The organism is Achromobacter ruhlandii (assembly GCF_002082135.1).
Classification (GTDB): Bacteria; Pseudomonadota; Gammaproteobacteria; order Burkholderiales; family Burkholderiaceae_B; genus Achromobacter; species Achromobacter ruhlandii.
Genome location: NZ_CP017433.1, coordinates 480,187 through 500,819, shown reverse-complemented (window position 1 = coordinate 500,819; position 20,633 = coordinate 480,187). Strand labels below are relative to the sequence as shown.

Annotated in this window: 17 protein-coding genes; 13 read left to right on the top strand and 4 right to left on the bottom strand. The window is 67.6% G+C overall.

Going from position 1 to position 20,633, the window contains the following annotated elements; all coding sequences use genetic code 11:
• Positions 1 to 99: 99 nt before the first annotated feature.
• The 4 genes from accC to AruCF_RS02215 form a co-directional block, all read right to left on the bottom strand.
• The gene (accC, locus tag AruCF_RS02230) at positions 100 to 1,446 is read right to left on the bottom strand and encodes an acetyl-CoA carboxylase biotin carboxylase subunit (protein ID WP_006388604.1); all 1,347 of its coding nucleotides are present in this window, start codon (positions 1,444 to 1,446) and stop codon (positions 100 to 102) included.
• Positions 1,447 to 1,455: 9 nt separating this feature from the next.
• Entirely contained in the window at positions 1,456 to 1,917 is a 462-nt protein-coding gene (accB, locus tag AruCF_RS02225; RefSeq protein WP_049071125.1) for an acetyl-CoA carboxylase biotin carboxyl carrier protein, read from the bottom strand.
• Between the two features lie 88 nt (positions 1,918 to 2,005).
• Positions 2,006 to 2,440, bottom strand: coding sequence for a type II 3-dehydroquinate dehydratase (gene aroQ, locus AruCF_RS02220; protein WP_049071124.1), 435 nt, complete (start codon positions 2,438 to 2,440; stop codon positions 2,006 to 2,008).
• An 89-nt stretch (positions 2,441 to 2,529) separates the two neighbouring features.
• On the bottom strand, positions 2,530 to 3,060 hold the full coding sequence (locus tag AruCF_RS02215) for a TlpA family protein disulfide reductase (RefSeq protein ID WP_049071122.1): 531 nt from the start codon (positions 3,058 to 3,060) through the stop codon (positions 2,530 to 2,532).
• 98 nt (positions 3,061 to 3,158) lie between these two features.
• Between AruCF_RS02215 and mpl the strand changes: the two genes are divergently transcribed.
• The 13 genes from mpl (at position 3,159) to AruCF_RS02150 (ending at position 20,235) form a co-directional block, all read left to right on the top strand.
• Positions 3,159 to 4,529 carry a UDP-N-acetylmuramate:L-alanyl-gamma-D-glutamyl-meso-diaminopimelate ligase gene (mpl, locus tag AruCF_RS02210; RefSeq protein WP_049071121.1) on the top strand — a complete coding sequence of 457 codons (1,371 nt, stop codon included), beginning with the start codon at positions 3,159 to 3,161 and terminating at the stop codon, positions 4,527 to 4,529.
• 45 nt (positions 4,530 to 4,574) lie between these two features.
• A complete protein-coding gene (locus AruCF_RS02205; protein ID WP_049071119.1) occupies positions 4,575 to 5,177 on the top strand; it encodes a YqiA/YcfP family alpha/beta fold hydrolase in 603 nt (200 codons plus the stop codon).
• Positions 5,178 to 5,248: 71 nt separating this feature from the next.
• On the top strand, positions 5,249 to 7,156 hold the full coding sequence (locus AruCF_RS02200; RefSeq protein ID WP_083036506.1) for a ribonuclease catalytic domain-containing protein: 1,908 nt from the start codon (positions 5,249 to 5,251) through the stop codon (positions 7,154 to 7,156).
• Between the two features lie 1,002 nt (positions 7,157 to 8,158).
• On the top strand, positions 8,159 to 8,830 hold the full coding sequence (locus AruCF_RS02195) for a response regulator transcription factor (RefSeq protein WP_049071115.1): 672 nt from the start codon (positions 8,159 to 8,161) through the stop codon (positions 8,828 to 8,830).
• Positions 8,817 to 11,303: a sensor histidine kinase gene (locus AruCF_RS02190; RefSeq protein ID WP_049071114.1), complete on the top strand. Its 2,487-nt coding sequence runs from the start codon at positions 8,817 to 8,819 to the stop codon at positions 11,301 to 11,303. Before AruCF_RS02195 ends, AruCF_RS02190 begins: the two co-directional genes overlap by 14 nt.
• A gap of 188 nt (positions 11,304 to 11,491) precedes the next feature.
• A complete protein-coding gene (locus AruCF_RS02185; protein WP_049071112.1) occupies positions 11,492 to 12,589 on the top strand; it encodes an ABC transporter substrate-binding protein in 1,098 nt (365 codons plus the stop codon).
• Between the two features lie 149 nt (positions 12,590 to 12,738).
• A complete protein-coding gene (locus AruCF_RS02180) occupies positions 12,739 to 14,517 on the top strand; it encodes an ABC transporter permease (protein ID WP_049071111.1) in 1,779 nt (592 codons plus the stop codon).
• Positions 14,510 to 15,598 (top strand): ABC transporter ATP-binding protein, encoded by a 1,089-nt coding sequence (locus AruCF_RS02175; protein WP_049071108.1) that lies wholly within the window; start codon positions 14,510 to 14,512, stop codon positions 15,596 to 15,598. Before AruCF_RS02180 ends, AruCF_RS02175 begins: the two co-directional genes overlap by 8 nt.
• Before the next feature lie 38 nt (positions 15,599 to 15,636).
• Positions 15,637 to 16,536, top strand: coding sequence for a TonB family protein (locus tag AruCF_RS02170; RefSeq protein ID WP_080977309.1), 900 nt, complete (start codon positions 15,637 to 15,639; stop codon positions 16,534 to 16,536).
• Complete coding sequence (aroE, locus tag AruCF_RS02165) at positions 16,533 to 17,396, top strand: shikimate dehydrogenase (protein WP_049071106.1); 864 nt, start codon at positions 16,533 to 16,535, stop codon at positions 17,394 to 17,396. The genes AruCF_RS02170 and aroE overlap by 4 nt, the downstream gene beginning before the upstream one ends.
• 4 nt (positions 17,397 to 17,400) lie before the next feature.
• Positions 17,401 to 18,135: a monofunctional biosynthetic peptidoglycan transglycosylase gene (gene mtgA / locus AruCF_RS02160; protein ID WP_049071104.1), complete on the top strand. Its 735-nt coding sequence runs from the start codon at positions 17,401 to 17,403 to the stop codon at positions 18,133 to 18,135.
• 91 nt (positions 18,136 to 18,226) lie between these two features.
• Entirely contained in the window at positions 18,227 to 19,405 is a 1,179-nt protein-coding gene (gene lptG, locus AruCF_RS02155; RefSeq protein WP_049071102.1) for an LPS export ABC transporter permease LptG, read from the top strand.
• Positions 19,402 to 20,235: a symmetrical bis(5'-nucleosyl)-tetraphosphatase gene (locus AruCF_RS02150; protein ID WP_049071100.1), complete on the top strand. Its 834-nt coding sequence runs from the start codon at positions 19,402 to 19,404 to the stop codon at positions 20,233 to 20,235. The genes lptG and AruCF_RS02150 overlap by 4 nt, the downstream gene beginning before the upstream one ends.
• Positions 20,236 to 20,633 lie beyond the last annotated feature (398 nt).

The following is a 20,633-nucleotide window of genomic DNA, read 5'->3' as shown; positions in this document are numbered from 1 at the left end:
TGATTCTTCCATCTGGCCAACGGGCCGCGGCATGCGCCGCGGCCCGGTCAGCCGGTTAAGGCAGTAAAAAGGGGGCCAAGGCCCCCTGCTATGCGCTGGTCAGGGACGCTGGGCCAGCTTGTTTTCCAGATAGTGGATGCTGGTGCCGCCTTCGACGAAGCGGGCATCCTGCAGCAGTTCGCGATGCAGCGGGATGTTGGTGGAAATGCCTTCCACCACCATTTCCGACAGCGCGGTGCGCATGCGCGCCAGGGCCTGGTCGCGCGTGTCGCCGTAGGTGATGACCTTGGCGATCATCGAATCATAGTTCGGCGGCACGAAGTAGCCGTTGAACGCGTGCGAATCGATACGCACGCCCGGACCGCCCGGCGTGTGCCAGTTGGTGATGCGGCCAGGGCTGGGCACGAAGCGGAACGGGTCCTCGGCGTTGATGCGGCACTCGATCGCGTGGCCCTTGAAGGTGATGTCGCGCTGGCGCAGCGTGAACTTCTCGCCGGCGGCGATCAGGATCTGCTGCTGCACCAGGTCGACGCCGGTAATCAGCTCGGTGACCGGGTGTTCGACCTGGATGCGGGTGTTCATTTCGATGAAATAGAACTCGCCGTTTTCATACAGGAACTCGAACGTGCCGGCGCCACGGTAGCCCATCTTGCGGCAGGCGTCGGCGCAGCGGTCGCCGATGCGCTCGATCAGGCGGCGCGCGATGCCGGGGGCCGGCGCTTCCTCGATGACCTTCTGGTGGCGGCGCTGCATGGAGCAGTCGCGTTCGCCCAGCCACACGGCGTTGCGACCGCCGTCGGCCAGCACCTGGATTTCCACATGGCGCGGGTTCTCGAGGAACTTCTCCATATAGACTTCCGGGTTGTTGAACGCGGCGCCCGCTTCCGAACGCGTCATGGTGACGGCGTTCAGCAGCGCGGCCTCGGTGTACACCACGCGCATGCCGCGGCCACCGCCGCCGCCAGCGGCCTTGATGATGACCGGATAGCCGACTTCGCGCGCAACGCGGATGATTTCCTGCGGATCGTCGGGCAACGCGCCTTCGGAACCGGGCACCACCGGCACGCCGGCTTCGATCATGGCGCGCTTGGCGCTGACCTTGTCGCCCATCAGGCGAATGGTGTCGGGACGCGGGCCGATGAACACGAAGCCGCTCTTTTCGACGCGATCGGCGAAGTCGGCATTTTCGGACAAGAACCCGTAACCCGGGTGGATTGCCTCGGAATCCGTGACTTCGGCCGCCGAAATGATGGCCGGCATGTTGAGGTAGCTTTCACGCGACGGCGCAGGCCCGATGCACACGGATTCGTCGGCCAGACGCACGTACTTGGCTTCGCGGTCGGCCTCGGAGTGCACCACCACGGTCTTGATGCCCAGCTCGCGGCAGGCGCGCTGAATGCGCAGGGCGATTTCGCCCCGGTTGGCGATCAGGATTTTTTCGAACATTTTCAGCTATCAGCCAATGACGAACAGGGGTTGACCGTACTCGACGGGCTCGCCGTTTTCGACCAGGATTTCTTTGATGACGCCGGACTTGTCGGCTTCGATTTCATTGAGCAGCTTCATGGCTTCAATGATGCACAGCGGATCGCCTTCCTTGACCGTGGCGCCCACATCGATGAACGGCGCGGCGCCCGGGTTCGGCGAACGGTAGAAGGTGCCGACCATGGGCGCCTTGACCACGTGGCCCTGGATCACCGGGGCGGCCTCGGCCGCGGGCGCGGCGGGCGCGGCGGGGGCCGCGGGCGCCGCCGGGGCGACAGCGACACCGGCTTCCGGCTGGTGATAGGCCACCGGCTGCAGGGTCTGCGAGAACTTGACGATGCGAACCTTGCCTTCGCCTTCGGTGATTTCCAGCTCGGCGATGCCCGATTCAGCCACCAGGTCGATCAGGGTTTTGAGTTTTCGAAGGTCCATAGAAGCTGCTTCCCGAGATAGTGTCGGCAACGTCCCGGTCGTCGGGTCCGCGCCATATAAGATGTAAAAGCTGAGAGTTGGTGCGAGATCAGTGCCGCACTGCGTAACGCAGAGCCGCTTCGTAGCCGTCCGCGCCCAAGCCGCTGATGAGGCCTACCGCCAAGTCGGACAGGTATGAGTGATGCCTGAAGGGCTCTCGCTTATACAGGTTGGACAAATGTACTTCAATAAATGGGATCGCGACCCCGGCCAGCGCATCGCGAATCGCGACGCTGGTGTGCGTATATGCCGCCGCGTTGATGATGATGAAATCGGTGCCGTCTTGCCGGGCCGCCTGAATGCGGTCAACCAGCGCGCCTTCATGATTGCCTTGCCACGCGGTCAGCGTGGCGCCCAATTCACCGGCCAGCCGCTCCAGGCCCTCGTTGATCTGGGACAGCGTGAGGCTGCCGTAGATGTGAGGTTCCCGGGTGCCGAGCAGGTTCAGATTCGGGCCATGCAATACCAGTATGTTTTGCGCCATGCGCTTGCCAATGAGTGGATTGCCAATTGTTGGCAAAACAGCCGATAAACCAGCTTTTTACGCCAATTCCTACTATTTGCCCAACAGACTTACGCCTTCAAACCGGAGAGCGTTTGATTCAGGTCGTCGGGCTGGATTTCACCCAGTATCTTCCGGTTAATGCTGCCATCTGCATTGAAAACAATGGTAAACGGCAGACCCCCACTGGGATTTCCGAGCTTGCGAAGCGTATCGATGGCCCCGGCGCCAATGACCCAGAGCGGATAGGAAACCTGTACTTTCTCGACAAATTTTTGCATGTTGGCGGCAGAATCCACGCCGATACCGACAAACTTGATTTGCGGATATTTTTTCTGCAACGCGTCGAGTTCGGGCATTTCCTTGACGCAGGGCGCGCACCAGGTCGCCCAGAAATTGACCACGATGGGCTGGCCCTTCCAGCCGGCCAGCGACTGGGTCGCGCCGTTCAGGTCAGGCAGCTGCAATTGCATCAGGGCGGCGACGGGATCCTCGGCGGCGGGCGCCGCGGGCTGGGGCTTGTTGCGGCCCAGCAGGGTGTAGCCACCCGCGACCGTGGCGGCAACGGCCACGGCGGCGGAAAGGAGTAGGCGTCGATTCATGGCGCGATCATAACCGCTGCGGCCGGTTTGCGCCGCAACCGCCGGCGCGCCGGCATGACGGCCGCCTATATATACAATGCAGGACAGGAGAGTTTTCAATGCACCTGCACATTCTTGGCATCTGCGGTACGTTCATGGGCGGGCTGGCGCTGATCGCGCGCGCCGCCGGCCACAAGGTCACCGGTTGCGACGCGGGCGTCTACCCGCCCATGAGCACCCAGCTATCCGAACAGGGAATCGAGCTGATCGAGGGCTTCGGCCCCGAGCAGATGGCCCTCAAGCCGGACCTGTACGTGATCGGCAACGTCGTCAGCCGTGGCAATCCCCTGATGGAAGCCATCCTGGAATCGGGCGCCCGCTACGTGTCAGGGCCGCAATGGCTGGGCGACAACATCCTGCCCGGGGCCCACGTGCTGGCGGTGGCCGGCACCCATGGCAAGACCACCACCAGTTCGATGCTGGCCTGGATCCTGGAGGCCGCGGGCCTGGCGCCCAACTTCCTGATCGGCGGCGTGGCCACGGACCTGCAGGTGTCGGCGCGCTACGACCCGGCGCGGCGCCCCTTCGTGATCGAGGCGGACGAATACGACACCGCGTTCTTCGACAAGCGTTCGAAGTTTCTGCACTACCGCCCCCGCACCGCCATCCTGAATAACCTGGAATACGATCACGCCGACATCTTCCCCGATCTGGCTGCCATCGAAACCCAATTTCATCACCTGGTGCGCACCATTCCGGGATCGGGCCGCATCATCCGCCCGACGCACGCCGACGCGCTGGACCGCGTGATTGCGCGCGGATGCTGGTCTGAAACCGTCACGTTCGGCGCCGATGGCGCCTGGCGGGCCGGCGCGCCCGACGCCGACGGCGCCTTCGAGGTGTGGCGCGAAGGCATCGCCGTGGGCACGGTGCGCTGGTCGCTGGGCGGTGAGCACAACCGCATGAATGCGCTGGCCGCGCTGGCCGCCGCCGACCACGCCGGCGTGCCGGCCGCCGAGGGCGTCGAGGCCTTGAGCCGTTTCGGTGGCGTGAAGCGCCGCATGGAACTGCGCGGCACGGTCAATGGCGTCAAGGTCTACGACGATTTCGCCCATCACCCCACCGCCATCGCCACCACCCTGGAAGGCCTGCGGCGCCAAGTGGGCGCGGCGCGCATCCTGGCGGTGCTGGAGCCGCGCTCGAACACCATGAAGCTGGGCGCCATGGCGGCGCGACTGCCGGATTCGCTACGCGACGCCGACCTGGTGTTCTGCTTTGGCGCCCGCGCCGGCAAGCATGCCCTGGGCTGGAATCCGGCCGAGGTGCTGGCCCCCCTGGGCGAGCGCGCTTCCAGTTACGATGATATCGACGCCCTGGTGGCCGCCGTGACCCAGGCTGCCCGACCGGGCGACCAGGTGCTGGTGATGAGCAACGGCGGCTTCGGCGGCATCCATGGCAAGCTGCTGGCCGCCCTGGAGGCGCGCGGCTGAGGCCGGCCGCCCGCGATCCAGGCTGACAGACCGGAAAGGCGCGAAATGATCCTTTACCTGCACGGCTTTCGTTCCTCGCCGACCTCGTTCAAGGCCCGCATGATGGCCGACGCCATGGCCGCCCGCGGCCTGGAACGCGATTGGGCCTGCCCGCAACTGCCGGCCAGCCCGCGCGAGGCCATTGACCTGGCGCTGGGTATCGCCCACCGGCAGCTGGCCGGCGCCGCCGACCCGCGTGCGCTGACCGTGATCGGCTCGTCGCTGGGCGGTTTTTACGCTACCTGGCTGGCCGAACAGCTCGGCTGCAAGGCGGTGCTGCTCAACCCCGCGGTCGAGGCCGCGCGCGATCTGGCGACCCAGGTGGGCGAGCACCGCATGTATCATTCCGACGCGCCGTTCCAGTTCCTGCCGGAATATGTGGCGGAACTGGCCGCCTTGCACGTCGGCCGCGTCACCCAGCCGGAACGGTATTTCCTGGTGGCGGCGACGGGCGACGAGGTGCTGGACTGGCGCGAAATGCGCGATCGCTACGCGGGTTGCCGCCAGCGTATCGTGCAGGGCAGCGACCACGGCCTGTCCGATTTCGCCGACTGGATGCCCGAGGTGCTGGAATTCGCCCTTGGCGCCGCCCCGGACGGCCCCCGATAACTCTGACATCAACACGCTTATATATAGCTGCGCAAGGCGGCGCGTGCGCGCCGCCCAGGACGACCCTCACCATGTATGTGTTTTACGAAGACGACGGCAGCTTCAAGGCCGGCCATATCCTGTCCGAAACCGACGCCAGCCTGCAGGTGGAGTCGGAGTCGGGCAAACGCAGCAAGATCAAGCGCGCCAACACGCTGTTCAATTTCGCCGCGCCCGAACCGGCCGCGCTGATGGCCCAGGCGGCGGCGCTGGCCGAAACCCTGGATCTGCAATTCCTGTGGGAATGCGCGCCCCAGGAAGAATTCGATTCGCCCGCGCTGGCGGCCGACTACTTCGGTCACGCCCCCACCCCGGTGGAACAGGCCGCGCTGCTGATGCGCCTGCACGGCGCGCCCGCCTATTTCCACCGCCGCGGCAAGGGCAGCTACCGCCCCGCCCCGCCCGACATCCTGGCCGCCGCCCTGGCCGCGCTCGAAAAGAAACAGCGCCAGGCCGAGCAGCAGCAGGAATGGGTCGACGAGATGGCCGCCGGCCGCCTGCCCGAGCCCATCGCCCAGGCGGCCGAATCGCTGCTGATCCGGCCCGACAAGAATTCGCAGCAATGGAAGGCGCTGGACGCCGCCTGCGCCAGGCTCGGCAAGAGCCCCGACCGCCTGCTGCTGGAATTGGGCGCCTGGCCGCACGCGCTGGCGCTGCACAAGCGCCGCTTCCTGGCGGTGAACTTCCCGCGCGGCCTGGCCTTCCCCGAGCTGGAACTGCCGCCGATCGACCGTGACCTGCCGCTGTCGGATGCCGAGATCTACTCGGTCGACGACGTCACCACCACCGAAATCGACGACGCGCTGTCGGTCTCCACCCTGCCCGACGGCAACCTGCGCGTGGGCATCCACGTGGCCGCGCCCGGCCTGACCGTGACGCGCGACAGCGAGTTCGACAAGCTGGCGCGCGCGCGCCTGTCGACCGTCTACATGCCGGGCGACAAGATCCCGATGCAGCCCGACAACGTCATCAAGGCGTTCTCGCTGGACGCCGGCCGCGAGGTGCCGGTGCTGTCGCTGTACGTGACGGCCAATCCGGAAACCGGCGAGGTCATCGAATCGGACACGCGCCTGGAGCGCGTGGTGGTGCGCGAGAACCTGCGCCACAACATGCTCGACGCCCAGGTCACCGAAGAGAGCCTGAACGACACTTCCACTGACCTGCCCTACGGCCACTGGCTGCGCCCGCTGTGGAAGCTGGCGCAGGCGCTGTCGGCGCAGCGCGAGAACGTGCGCGGCAAGCCCAAGAACAATTCGCGGGTGGAGTACAGCTTCTACCTGGACGGCGACCCCGACGATCCCGACACCCCGGTGCGCCTGGTGCCGCGCCAGCGCAACGCGCCGCTGGACCGGATGGTGGCCGAGTACATGATCCTGGCCAACAATCTGTGGGGCGGCCTGCTGAACCAGCACGGCGTGCCCGGCATCTACCGCTCGCAACAGGCCGGCCGCGTGCGCATGAGCACGCAAGCGCTGCCGCACGAGGCCATCGGCGTGCCGCAGTACGCCTGGAGCACGTCGCCGCTGCGCCGCTACGTCGACCTGGTGAACCAGTGGCAGTTGATCGCCGCGGTCGAGCACGGCGTCTCGGCGCGCCTGGTGGCCCCCTTCAAGCCGCGCGACGCGGATCTGTTCGCGATCATCGGCGCGTTCGACGCGCAGTACGCGGCCTGGGCCGAGTTCCAGAGCGCGATGGAGCGCTACTGGTGCCTGCGCTGGCTCAAGCAGCACAACATCACCCGCACGGTGGCCCACGTGCTGCGCGAAGACCTGGTGCGCTTTGCCAACTGCCCGCTCGTGACCCGCATCGGGGGGATGCCCGAGCTGGAGCGCGGGACGGCGGTAGAGGTGGAGATCCTGGGGATGGATGAGTTGTCGCTGGAGCTGGATTGCCGGTATGTGGGGCAGGTGGGGCCGGCGGCTGAAGAGGCTGCTGCCTAGGGCGGTATTTGGCTTGTCGCTGGGTTGTTTCTGCTGGCGGCGGGGGGCTTTCTTAGGCCGCCCGTCTGGCAGGCGGCCCGGGCGGCGGGCGCCCACGATTGCGGTGCGGAGCGTTCGCTCCGGACTTCCCCTGCCTCATCCTCGTGGCCGCCTGCCGACGGCTGCCTTCGGATTCCGTCGGGCGCATAGAGGTTGCCCGCCGCCCGGGCCGCCTGCCAGACGAGCTACGTTTTTCTTGGCCTGTGGCGCTGCAAGAGCGAGGAAACTTCACGAGATTGCTGATGCCCGTTGCGGGTGGCCGCGCGGGCGGCCGCCCGCAACTTACGCGGTGTCTTGGCTTGGCGTGTTGACGCTGCGCGCGGGTGGCGGGTTGCTTGCTTGGGGTGCCGTCCAGTCGGGGGGAAGAGAGTGGCGGCGCGCGATGAAGGGTGGCTTGCGCGTGACGGGCTTGGCGCGCGCCTGATACTGGGGAAGAACGGCTGATAGGGAAGAGGTCTGGCGATGCATCGCAGATCCTTCCACGGGAGAAGAACGCCCGATGCATCCCGGATTCTTCCAAACGTAGTACCGCCGGCGTTGCCTCTCCGATTCCTCCGCATCTCGCCCGACCTCTCCCCAAATGCCAAAGAAGGCCGCCCGCGCGGCCGGTTTTGGCGGCCCCGCCAAATCTTCCGTCCCGACCCGGTCTGCCGCCAGAACGCCAAGCACACGATTCGCCCCCGCGCCGGTGAAGTGATCACGCTGTAGCCCGTGGCGTCGGCGGCCGGCGGGGCGCGGGGCGTGTAGATGCGCCCGAGGGAAACCGTAGGAAGCCGAAGGCGTACGAGGTTGACAACGGGGAAGTCCGGAGCGAACGCTCCGGACCGCAATCGTAGCCCCGCGCCCCGCCGGCCGCCGACGCCACGGGCGACCAAAAGAACACCACAGCCCCCCCGACAGCGACAGCATCAAAGCCTCCCGTTAAACTCCCGAAAAAATCACAATCGATATCGGAGGACGGACATGCGCATTCTGCTGGTCGAGGACAACCTCGACCTGGGCGATGCCGTGGAGAGCAAGCTGCGCTCGGCGGGCCATAGCGTGCAATGGGTGCATGATGGCGTCGCCGCGCTGCGCTGGGGGCTGGACGAAACCTGGGATGCGCTGGTGCTGGACATCAACCTGCCCGGCAAGGACGGCTTCAGCGTCATCCGCGAACTGCGCGCGGCCGGGCTCGAAGCGCCCGTGCTCGTCGTCACCGCGCGTTCCGAAATCGAAGACAAGATCGACATGCTCGACCTGGGCGCCGACGACTACCTCGTCAAACCCTTCGACCTGCGCGAACTCGAAGCCCGGCTGCGCGCCCTGCTGCGGCGCCCGGCCGGGCAGACCAGCAGCGTCACCGCCTACGGCAACCTGAGCCTGGACCTGGCCAATCGCCACGTCACGCTGGCCGGCGCGCCGCTGGAGCTGGGCCGGCGCGAGTTCCGGCTGCTGGAGATCCTGCTGGGCAAGCTGGGGCAGACCGTCGCCAAGGAACGGCTGATGAACCAACTGTTCGACCTGGATGATGGATCTTTGAACGCGCTGGAACTGCTGATCTCGCGCCTGCGCAAGAAGCTGGCCGGCGCTTCCATCGATATCGTCACCGTGCGCGGCGTTGGCTACCAGGCCCGCAGCCATGAGCCTGCCTGAAAGCGCCTCCATCCGCCGCCGCGTCTTCACGCTGGGCGCGGTGCTGCTGGCCTGCGCGCTGATCGGGCTGGTGTTCTTCCTGCGCGACTACGCCCAGCGCGCCGCCGAGCAGGCCTTCGACCGGCTGCTGGCGGCGTCGGCGCTGACGATTGCCGGCTCCGTGCAGATCGAGGACAACGGCGTCACCGTCGAGCCGCCGGTATCGTCGCTGGCCATGCTGTCGGGCAGCGAACGGGTGTTCTACGAAGCCCGCGCGTCCAACGGCCGCCTCATCACCGGCTACGCCGACCTGGCGCCGGGCTTGCCGCTGGCGCAGTCGGCCACCCCGGTCTTCACTTACCTCAGCTACCACGACGAGCCGGTGCGCGTGGCCACGGTGGGACGGCTGGTGTCTGCCAGCCAGCATGCCGGCTGGGTCACCGTGCGGGTGGCCGAGACGCTGGGGTCGCGCGAGGAGCTGGCAGACGAAATCCTGGGCCGCAGCGTGCTGCCGCTGGTCGTGGTGTCGCTGGTGGCGCTGGGCCTGCTGTGGTTCGGCGTGCAGCGCGCCTTCGCGCCGCTGGCGGTGATCGAACGCGAACTGCGGCAACGGGCGCCGGACGACCTGGCGCCGCTGGTGACGCCGGTGCCGACCGAGGTGCGGCGGCTGGTCGAGGCCCTGAACGCCTTCATGCAACGCCTGTCGGGCATCATGGACACCCTCAACACCCTGGTCGCCGACGCCGCGCACCAGGTGCGCACCCCGCTGGCCTCGCTGCGCGCCCAGGCCGAGGTGGCGCTGGATGAAACCGATCCCAAGCGCCTGCGCGAACGGCTGGGCCGCATCCACCTGAACGCCACCCACGCCAGCCAGTTGATCAACCAATTGCTGATGGACGCCACCATCACGCACCGGCTGGGCAAGGGCGCGCGCGCGCCAGTGGGCGTAGCCGAGACCATCAACGAAACACGCCGCCGCATCGGTCCGCTGGAGGCGCAGCGGCTGCGCATCGAAATCGCGCCGCAGGTGCGGCGCGCCCGCATCGCCGGCGACCGCGTGGCGCTGCGGGAAATGCTGCGCAACCTGGTCGACAACGCGCTGCGTTATGCGCCCGAGGGCACCGTCGATATCCAGGCGACGCCAGTGGCGGGCTACCGGGTCGCGCTGACCGTGTCCGACCGCGGCCCGGGCATCGCCGACGACGAAAAGGACGCCGTGCAGCAACGCTTCACGCGCGGCCGCGCCGGCGGATCGCAGCCGGGCTCGGGCCTGGGCCTGGCCATCGTGCGCTCGGTGGCCATGGCGCACGGCGGCTCGTTGTGGCTGCAGGACCGCCCCGGCGGCGGCCTGTCGGCGCGCGTCATCCTGCCGCTGGCGCGGCAGCGCGCGGGCCGCGCCCTGGCCGGATTGCTCGGGGCCATCGGCACAACGCTGTTGCTGCTGGCCGCCGCGCCCGCGGACGTGCGCGCCGCCGGGATTCCCGAGGTCGTCACCCGTTATCCCGCGCCGCAGCCGTCGTCGCGCGTGCTGACCATCGCCGGGCCCACCGACACGCCGGTGGTGGCGCCGCTGATTCTTGGCTTCCAGGCGCAGCGGCCCGACGTCACGGTGGTTTACCGCGAGATGGGCAGCCGCGAGCTGTACGAGGCCGCCATCGAGGACCGGCTCAAGGACGTGGACGTGCTGATGAGCTCCGCCTCGGACCTGCAGATCCGCCTGGCCAACGACGGCTATGCCCAGCGCTACGCCTCGCCCTACGCCGCCAAGCTGCCCTCGTGGGCGGTGTGGCGCAACGAGGTCTACGGCTTCACCTTCGAGCCGGCCGTGATCGTCTACAACCCCAAGCGCTACACAGAGGCCACGGTGCCGCGCTCGCGCCAGGACCTGCTGCGCACGCTGGAGCACGACCGTGCTCGGCTGCACGGCCGCGTCGGCACCTACGACATCTCGCGCAGCAGCGTGGGCTACCTGATGGCCGAGCAGGACGAGCTGGTGTCGTCGAACTTCTGGGGCCTGGCCAACGCCTTCGGCCAGGTCGGCGTGCGGCTGTCGGCCACCAGCGCCGAACTGCTCGACGCCATCGAGAACGACGAGATGGACCTGGGCTACAACATCCTCGGTTCCTACGCCCTGTCGCGCCAGGCGGCGGGCAGCAAGATCGGCGTGGTGTTCCCGCAGGACTACGTGCTGGTGCTGGCGCGCTCGGTGCTGATCGCGCGGCGCGCGCCCAACCCGGACCTGGGCCGCGCGCTGGTCGACTGGCTGTTGTCGCCGGCCGGCCAGCAGGTGGCCTCCAGCCACGCGGCGCTGGGGTCGATCATGGAAGACACCCCCGGCCGCTGGACCTCGGAAGCGGTGCTGGCGCGCTCACAGGGCATCGTGCAGCCGGTGGTGCTGTCGCCCGCGCTGCTGGTAGGGCTGGACCAGCGGCGCCATTCGCGCTTCGTGCAGAACTGGATCCGGCTGGTCACCGACACGCCTGAACGGCCCTAGGGCGCGGCGACCGCTCCTCCCGCCGCGTCCGCGAGCGGGCCATCGGTCCCGCCGCCCGCCGCGGACACCGGGATTACCCCTATCCCGGCTGTCGCGCCATGACAGGACGACGACAGACGCCGAAACCTAAGATGGGCGCCAAGCAGGCCCTTGCGCCTGTCGATACCAAATCCAAACGGAGACAAGACATGCTTGCCAAGTCCAGACTGGCGGCCGCCTGCGCCGCTGCATTCGCCATCGCCGCCGGCAGCGCCTACGCCCAAACGGTTCCCGCGGGCTACCCGGCCGATTATCAGAAGATCCTCGACGGCGCCAAGAAGGAAGGCAAGGTCGTGATCTATTCGACCACCGACACCAAGGCCGCCGGCCCCATCATCAAGGGCTTCGAAGCGCTGTACCCGGGCATCAAGGTCGAATACAACGACATGAACAGCACCGAGCTGTACAACCGCTACATCAGCGAGCAGGCGGCGGGCGGCAGCAGCGGCGACATCGTCTGGAGCTCGTCGATGGACTCGGCCCTCAAGCTGGCCACCGACTACGCGCTGCAGTACAAGTCGCCGGAAATCGCCAAGCTGCCGGCCTGGGCGGTGTGGAAGGATTCGGCCTATGGCACCACCTACGAACCGGCGGTGTTCATCTATAACAAGCGCCTGATCCCCGCCAACGAAGTGCCGACCACGCACGGCGCCCTGGCCAAGCTGATCGCCAGCCAGCCGGACAAGTTCAAGAACAAGGTCACCACCTACGACATCGAGAAGTCGGCCGTGGGCTTCATGCTGGCCGTGCAGGACAAGGCCAACGATCCCAAGTACTTCGAGACGCTCAAGGACATCGCCAAGGGCGGCCTAATCGTGCAGTCGTCCACCGGCACCATGATGGAACGCGTGTCGTCGGGCGAGAACCTGATCGGCTACAACATCCTGGGTTCGTACGCCGAGACCCGCGCCAAGACCGACCCGTCGCTGGGCGTGGCCTACCCGACCGACTACGCGCTGGTGCTGTCGCGCGTGGCGTTCATCAGCAAGAAGGCCAAGAACCGCAACGCCGCCAAGCTGTGGATGGACTACCTGCTGTCGCAGAAGGGCCAGGAAATCATGGCCAACCAGGCCGACCTGGCCTCGGTCCGCGACGACATCGAAGGCGACAACGACGTCGACGGCATGACCAAGAAGCTGGGCGCCTCGCTCAAGCCGATCCCGGTCAACGAGACGCTGCTGGACTACCTGGAGCAGAACAAGCGCCTGCAGTTCATCAAGGACTGGCGCGCCGCCGCCGGCAAGTAAGGCTGTCGCCGGTACCGCCGGGGGCCGCGCGCCCCCGGCAGCAAGCACGCGGGAGGGCGTAGCACCGCCGCCCGCCAGGCCGCCCGTGGCCCGGGTGTTCATGGCCAGTGGGCGCGACCCGCGTCTATCGAGATAACAGGATTTTCCCCATGCAGTCATTGCGCAGAAAATGGCAGTCCCTGCCACGCGGCGTGGTGGTGCTGATCACAGCCTTGGCCATCTACGTGCCGCTGTCGTTCATCATCATCCAGAGCTTTCTATCCGCGCCCTTCTTTTCGCCGTCCAAGGTCTTCAGCCTGGATGCGTTCCGCTTCATCTTCGCGGACCCCGATTTCTACAAGGCGCTGAAAAGCGGCTTCATCCTGGCGTTCGGGCTGGCCATCATCGCCATCCCGCTGGGCGGCATGCTGGCGTTCCTGATGATCCGCACCGACCTGCCGGGCCGGCGCTGGATCGAACCGCTGATCCTGGTGCCGATCTTCGTGTCGCCGATGGTGCTGGGCTTCGGCTACGTGGTGGCGGCGGGCCCGGTCGGCTTCTTCTCGACCTGGGCGCAGAACATCCTGGGCTTTGTGCCCTGGAATGTGTATTCGCTGACCAGCATCGTCATCATCGCCGGCCTGACGCACGTGCCGCACGCCTACCTGTATATCTCGTCGGCGCTGCGCAGCATGGGCTCGGACGTCGAGGAAGCGGCCCGCGTCAGTGGCGCTTCGCCCCTGCGCGTGATGGTGTCGGTAAGCCTGCCGATGGTGCGCCCGGCCATGCTGTACGCCACCGTGCTGCTGTTCTTCCTGGGCCTGGAAGTGTTCGGCCTGGTGCTGGTGCTGGGTGACCCCGAAGGCAACCTGGTGCTGGCGACGTACCTGTACAAGCTGACCAACAAGCTCGGCATCCCCTCGTACCACCTGATGGCCGCGGTGGCCGTGGTGCTGATCTGCATGACGATCCCGCTGGTCATGCTGCAGCGCCGCCTGATGCGCACCGCCAACCGCTTCGTCACCGTCAAGGGCAAGGCCTCGCGCGCCCGTCCGCTGCCGCTGGGCAAGTGGCGCTGGGTGGCCGGCGGCGTGGTGGCGTTCTGGCTGCTGGTCACCATCGTGGTGCCGCTGCTGGGCGTGCTGCTGCGCGCCTTCGTGTCCAACTGGGGCATGGGCGTGTCGCTGTTCGACGTGCTGTCGCTGGACGCGTTCCGCACGGTGTTCTCGCAACCCAACCTGATGCGCGCGATCGTCAACTCGGTGGCCATCGGCGTCTTCGGCGGCGCGCTGGCGGTGATCTGCTACACCTTCGTCGGCCTGGCGATGCACCGCAAGCCGGACAACGTCACCCGCTTCATGGACTACAGCGTGCTGGTGCCGCGCGCCGTGCCCGGCCTGCTGGCGGGCCTGGCGTTCCTGTGGGTGTTCCTGTTCGTGCCGATGTGGCTGGACAACGCGCTCGACGCCGACCTGGGCGGCTGGCTGTCGGGCCTGCCTTTCGCCGAGTGGGCGCGCGAGAACTTCGTCGAATGGCTGCGTTCGATGCGCAGCACCATTTTCAGCGTGTGGCTGGCCTACACGGTGGTCTGGATGGCCTATGGCCTGCGGCTGATCTCGTCGACGCTGTTGCAGGTCGGCCCCGAACTGGAAGAAGCCGCCCGCAGCGCCGGCGCGCGCCGCGGCCAGGTCACGCGCCACGTCACCGTGCCGCTGGCCAAGTACGGCCTGATCGGTTCGTGGCTGCTGATGTTCCTGATTTTCGAGCGTGAATACTCCACCGGCGTCTATCTGCTGTCGCCCGGCACCGAGACCATCGGCTCCATGCTGGTGTCGCTGTGGGCCTCGGGCGCCATCGACATCGTGGCCGCGCTTTCCTTCATCAATATCGTTCTGGTCGTGATCGGCCTGGGTATCGCCCTGCGATTCGGAGTCAAACTTCATGATTGAGCTTTCTGTAGAAGACCTGCACCTGGATTACGGCGACAACCCGGTGCTCAAGGGCGTGTCGATGCAACTGCGCCAGGGCGAAGTGGTGTCGCTGCTGGGCCCCTCGGGCAGCGGCAAGACCACCCTGCTGCGCGCCGTGGCCGGCCTGGAAGGCCCCAAGCGCGGCCGCATCACCATCGGCGATCGCACCGTCTACGACGGCGCCGCGCGCCAGGAGATCCCGGCCGAAGAGCGCAACCTCGGCCTGGTGTTCCAGTCGTATGCCCTGTGGCCGCACAAGACCGTGTTCGACAACGTCGCCTACCCGCTCAAGCTGCGCAAGGTGCCGTCGGGCGAAGTGCGCGAACGCGTGCAGGCGGTGCTGGACCAGCTCGGCCTGGGCAAGCTCGGCCAGCGCCATCCGCACGCGCTGTCCGGCGGCCAGCAGCAGCGCGTGGCCATCGGCCGCGCGCTGGTGTACAGCCCGCCCGTGATCCTGCTGGACGAGCCGCTGTCCAACCTGGACGCCAAGCTGCGCGAGGAGGCCCGCGCCTTCCTGCGCGAGCTGATCATCCGCCTGGGCCTGTCGGCGTTGATGGTGACGCATGACCAGAGCGAAGCCATGGCCATTTCCGACCGCATCCTGCTGCTGAACAACGGCAAGATCGAGCAGCAGGGCACGCCGCAGGAGATGTACGGCGCGCCGTCGACGCTGTTCACCGCCGAATTCATGGGCAGCAACAACCGCCTGGACGGCAAGGTCACCGAAGTGCGCGATGGCCGCGCCCGCATCGAGGGCCGGGGCTGGGCGCTGTGGGGCAAGGCCGGCGAAGGCGTGGCCGCGGGCCAGGACGCCACCGCCGTGATCCGGGTCGAACAGGTCCGCCTGGCGGACGACCCCGACGGCAACCACATCGACATGCCGCTGCTGACCAGCATGTACCTGGGCGACCGCTGGGAATACCTGTTCCGCACCCCCGATGCGGACCCGGCGAACACGCTGGCGCTGCGCGCCTACGGCCCCGAGGGCCGCGAGCCCGGCCCCTGCCGTCTGGCCCTGCCGGCGGACAAGGTCTGGGTGTTCCCGCGCCCGGCCAAGTAAGGTGACGGCGGCGGGCGGAGTGGCTCTACAATGCGTGCGTGCAACACGTCGCTGACTCCCCTCCCCCGCTGAGCCGTCCGCTGCGGTGGCTGGGCGCGCCCGCCCAGCATTACCTGCGCATCGGCCTCGCGATTTCGCTGTTGGTGCACGCCGGCGCCCTGGCGTGGCGCTTCGGCGCGCCCGCCCTGTCGCGACCGCCGGCGGCCAGTCTGGAAATCGTGCTGCTCAATGCGCGCAGCGAAACCCCGCCCGACGCGCCACGGGCCCAGGCGCAGAACCAGATGAGCGGCGGCGGCAACGCCGAACGCGGCCTGTCCACCACTCCTCTGCCCCAGACCGGCGCCTCGGCCGAGACCATCGTGCTCGAAGCCATGCGCAAGCGCCAGGTCCAGCTGGAGGCCGAGCAGACCCGCCTGATGACCCAGTTGCGGGCGGCCGACAAGGCCGGCGCCGAGCGCCAGGCCGTCAACCCCTGGCCCGACGGCAATGACCGCGGCAAGGACGCCGAGGACCAGGCCAGCGTCATCCAGAACGCCCAGGTCGCCGCCCTGGCGGCCAAGGTCCAGCAATACAGCGCGGAACCGCGCAAGCAGTTCGTGGCGCCCTCGGCCGAAGCCTCGCGCTATGCCGCCTACCTGGACGCCTGGCGCACCCGCATCGAGACGGTCGGCACCCAGCACTACCCGGACGAGGCGCGCGGCCGCATCTATGGTTCGCTGCGCATCACCGTGTCGGTGCGCGCCGACGGCAGCATCGCCAACGTCGAGATCGACCAGCCCTCGCCGCACGCCGTGCTGAACCAGGCCGCGCGCCGCATCGTGCAACTGGCCGCGCCCTTCCCGCCTTTCCCGCCCGACATCGCGCGCGATACCGACGTGCTGGTCATTACCCGCACCTGGCATTTCGTCAACGACACCCTGGAAACCGAAGCCCCATGACCGAGGCGCCCCCTCTCGCCCGCTATGCCGTGATCGGCAACCCCATCGCGCACAGCCGCTCGCCGCAGATCCACGCCCTGTTTTCCCGCCAGACCGGCAAGCCGCTCAGCTACGAGCGCCTGCTGGCGCCGGTGGACGGCTTCACGGCGGCCGTGGCCGCCTTTGCCGCCGAGGGCGGCCTGGGCCTGAATGTGACGGTGCCGTTCAAGCAGGACGCCTACGCGCTGGCCGCGGGCCGCCTGTCCAGCCGCGCCCGGCTGGCCGGCGCGGTCAACACCCTGTCCTGGCGCGACGGCGCCTGGCATGGCTGCAACACCGACGGCGTGGGCCTGGTTTCCGACCTGCTGCGCCTGGGCGTGCGCCTGACGGGCGCCTCGGTGCTGCTGGTGGGCGCCGGCGGCGCCGCCCGCGGCGTGCTGCAGCCCTTGGCGCAGGCCGGTTGCGCCCGCATCCATATCGTCAACCGCACCGCCGCCCGCGCGCTGGAGCTGGCCGAGGGCTGGCGCGAGACCGGCGCCGAGCCGCAGACCCGGGTCACCGCCGGCGGCCTGGCCGACGCCGCCCAGCCCGGCGGCTGGAACCTGGTGGTCAATGCCACCGCCAGCGGGCTGCAGGACGCCGCCCCGGACCTGCCCGCCGGCCTGTACGCCGAGGGCGCGGCCGCCTACGACATGATGTACGGCGCCCAACCGACGGCGTTCATGCGCCAGGCCCGCCAGGACGGCGCCGCCTTGACCGCCGACGGCCTGGGCATGCTGGTGGGCCAGGCGGCCGAGAGTTTCTTCATCTGGCACGGCGTGCGGCCCGACCCCGCCCCGGTGCTGGCCGCGCTGCGCGAGGCGCTCATGGCCGGGAACTGAGCCGATGGCCGCCCGCGGCAAGAGCGGCAAGCGCCGCTCCTGGTTCCGGATCATCACCGGCACGCTGATGGCGCTGGTGTGCGCGGTGCTGCTGTACCAGTTCTGGCTGTTCGGCCTGGTGGTCTGGTACAACTACCAGAACCCGGGCAGCAGCGCGGTGATGCGCGAGGAACTATCGCGTCTGCGCGACGGCAATCCCGATTTCCAGCTGAAATACGAGTGGGTGCCCTATGACAAGATCAACCGCAGCCTGAAGCTGGCGGTGGTCGCGTCCGAGGATTCCAACTTCACCGAACACGATGGCGTCGAATGGGACGCCATCCGCAAGGCCTGGGAATACAACCAGAAACAGGAGGCGGCCGGGCGCAGCAAGATGCGCGGCGGCTCGACCATCACCCAGCAGCTGGCCAAGAACCTGTTCCTGTCCAGTTCCCGCAGCTACCTGCGCAAAGGCCAGGAACTGGTGCTGACCTACATGATCGAACACGTCATGAGCAAGGAGCGCATCCTGGAGCTGTACCTGAATGTGGCGGAATGGGGCGTCGGGGTGTTCGGCGCCCAGGCGGCGGCCCGGCACTATTTCAACGTGCCGGCGGCCAGCCTGGGGGCCGCCCAGTCGGCCCGGCTGGCGGCCATGCTGCCCAATCCGCGCTTCTATGACAGCCACCGCAACTCGAATTACCTGAATTCCCGCGTCTACACCCTGACCCGGCGCATGCAGATGGTTGACATTCCCTGACACGGAAACCGGCGGCTTCGACAGGTCACGGCCCACCCTGGACGGCCGGATTTGTTAAGCTTTCACGTTTAGCGCTACTTCGCCCTTTTTCATGCGTACCGCACGTCGCTACCTGGCCCGCGAGATCTATCGCTCTTGTGCAGTGGTCCTCATGGCCCTGCTGGGCCTTTTCACGTTCTTCGCGCTGGTGGACGACCTGGACAACGTGGGCGACAAGTTCTCCATGATGGCCCTGCTGTACATGCAGGCGCTGGCCATCCCCACCCGTCTGTATGACCTGCTGCCCATCGGCCTGCTGATCGGCGCCATCCTGGCGCTGGCCGGCCTGGCCCAGCGCAACGAACTGGTGATCCTGCGGGTCTCGGGCGTCAGCGGCATGCGCCTGCTGCGCATGCTCTGGATCGTCACCATCCCGTTGATGATCGGCGCGGCCCTGCTGTCCGAGTACGTCACCCCCTGGGCCGAGATGAAGTCCGGCGAGGCCAACCTGATGTTCCGCGGCAAGGCCGGCGGCGACCGCCTGAACAGCGGCTACTGGTTCAAGGAACCCACGGCCAACGGCGGCACCCGCATCATCAACATCGGCGAACTCAAGGGCGACGGCCAGGTCACCGACGTCACCCTGTACGAATTCAAGAAGGACCTGACCCTGTCCGTCCTGTCGACCGCCCCGACCGGCCTGTTCGCCCATGGCGACCTGGTGCTCAAGGATGTGGCCGAGACGCGCCTGGACGACAACGCCGCCGAGGCGCTGGCCGACGCCCGCCCGCCGAAGAATCCCCCCGCGGTGGTGGTCAAGGTGCCCGAGCGCACCGTCGATACCACCTTGAGCGCCGAACGCCTGCTGGCCCGGGTCCTGACGCCCGAACGCATGTCGATCGTGACGCTGCTGGACTATGTGGATTATTTGCGCAACAACCAGCTGCAATATGGTCGACAGGTTGTCGCCTTGTGGCGCAAACTGGCATATCCGTTCACGTTGCTGGTGATGATCACCATCGCCGCCCCCATCGGCCTGATGCAGACGCGCCGCGGCGGCGTGGGCGCCAAGGTGTTCATCGGCATCCTGCTGGGCGTGGGCTTCTTCATGCTCAACCAGCTGGCGCTGAACGTCGGCATGCTGGGCAAGTGGCCGCCCTGGCTCACCGCCCTGGGGCCGAACATCGGCGCCATGGCCCTGGCGCTGGGCGCCATGAGCTACATGGAGTACCGCCACACCATCACCCGAATCGTCCAACAACGTTGGCCCTGGAGCAAGAGTCCCGCATGAACGGCAGTATCTGGATGATCGGCGACGTGCAAGGTTGCTGCTCGCCGCTGGATCGCTTGCTGTCCCATCCCGAACTGGTCGGCGACCCGCAATCGCGCTTCTGGTTCGCCGGGGATCTGGTCAATCGCGGCCCGCAGTCGCTCGCGACGCTGCGCCGCATCATCGACCTGGGCGAGCGCGCCACGGTGGTGCTGGGCAACCATGACCTGCACCTGCTGGCCGCCGCCGCCGGGGTGCGCAAGCCGTCCAAGTCCGACACGCTCGACGAGATCCTGCGGGCGCCGGATTCGGCCGACCTGATCGACTGGCTGCGCTCGCGCCCGCTGGCGCATTTCGAGCAGGACCACCTGATGGTGCACGCGGGCACGCTGGCCAAGTGGGACGTGGCCAAGACGCTGTCGCTGGCGGCCGAGGTGCAGGAGGCGCTGCGCGGCCCGAACTGGCAGAAGGCGTTGCAGAAGATGTACGGCAACGAGCCGGCCACCTGGAAGGAAGACCACAAGGGCGGCAAGCGGATGCGAGTGATCATCAATGCGCTGACGCGCATCCGCCTGTGCACGCCTAACGGCCACATGGAGTTCGCCACCAAGGTGACGCCGGGCGCGTGGCCGCCGGGACTGGTGCCCTGGTTCGACGTGCCGAACCGCGCGACACGCAACGTGACGACGGTATTCGGCCACTGGTCGACGCTGGGCCTGATGATGCGGCCCGATGTGATCTGCCTGGACACGGGATGCGTGTGGGGCGGGGCGTTGACGGCGTTGCGGTTGCAGGATCGGAAGCTGGTGCAGGTTAAGTGTTCGCAGTTTCAGGATCCGTTGTCTGAGTGAAGGCGCTTGCGGGGCGGTGGTTGCTGGGGCCTTGAGGGGGCTTCGTTGGGCGGCTTCGTAGGTCGCCCCTCGGGCGGGCGGACCCGATGGCGGGCGCCCGCGATTGCGGTCCGGAGCGTTCGCTCCGGACTTCCCCATCCTCATCCTCGTCCTCGCCTTCGGCGACTCCTTCGGATTCCGTCGGGCGCATCGAGGTTGCCCGCCATCGGGTCCGCCCGCCCGAGGGGCTACGTGCGTCTGGGCTTGTCGCGTTGCTAGAGCCGTATGCGGGGAAGGGGACCTGCGGGGCTGCCCATCGCGGCCGCGCGGGCGGCCACGATGGGCGTCTGTGCATCTGAAATTTAAGCGGGTGCGCTGTGCGCGGGTGGCGAGCGGTTTTCTGGTGGTTCCGCTCCGAA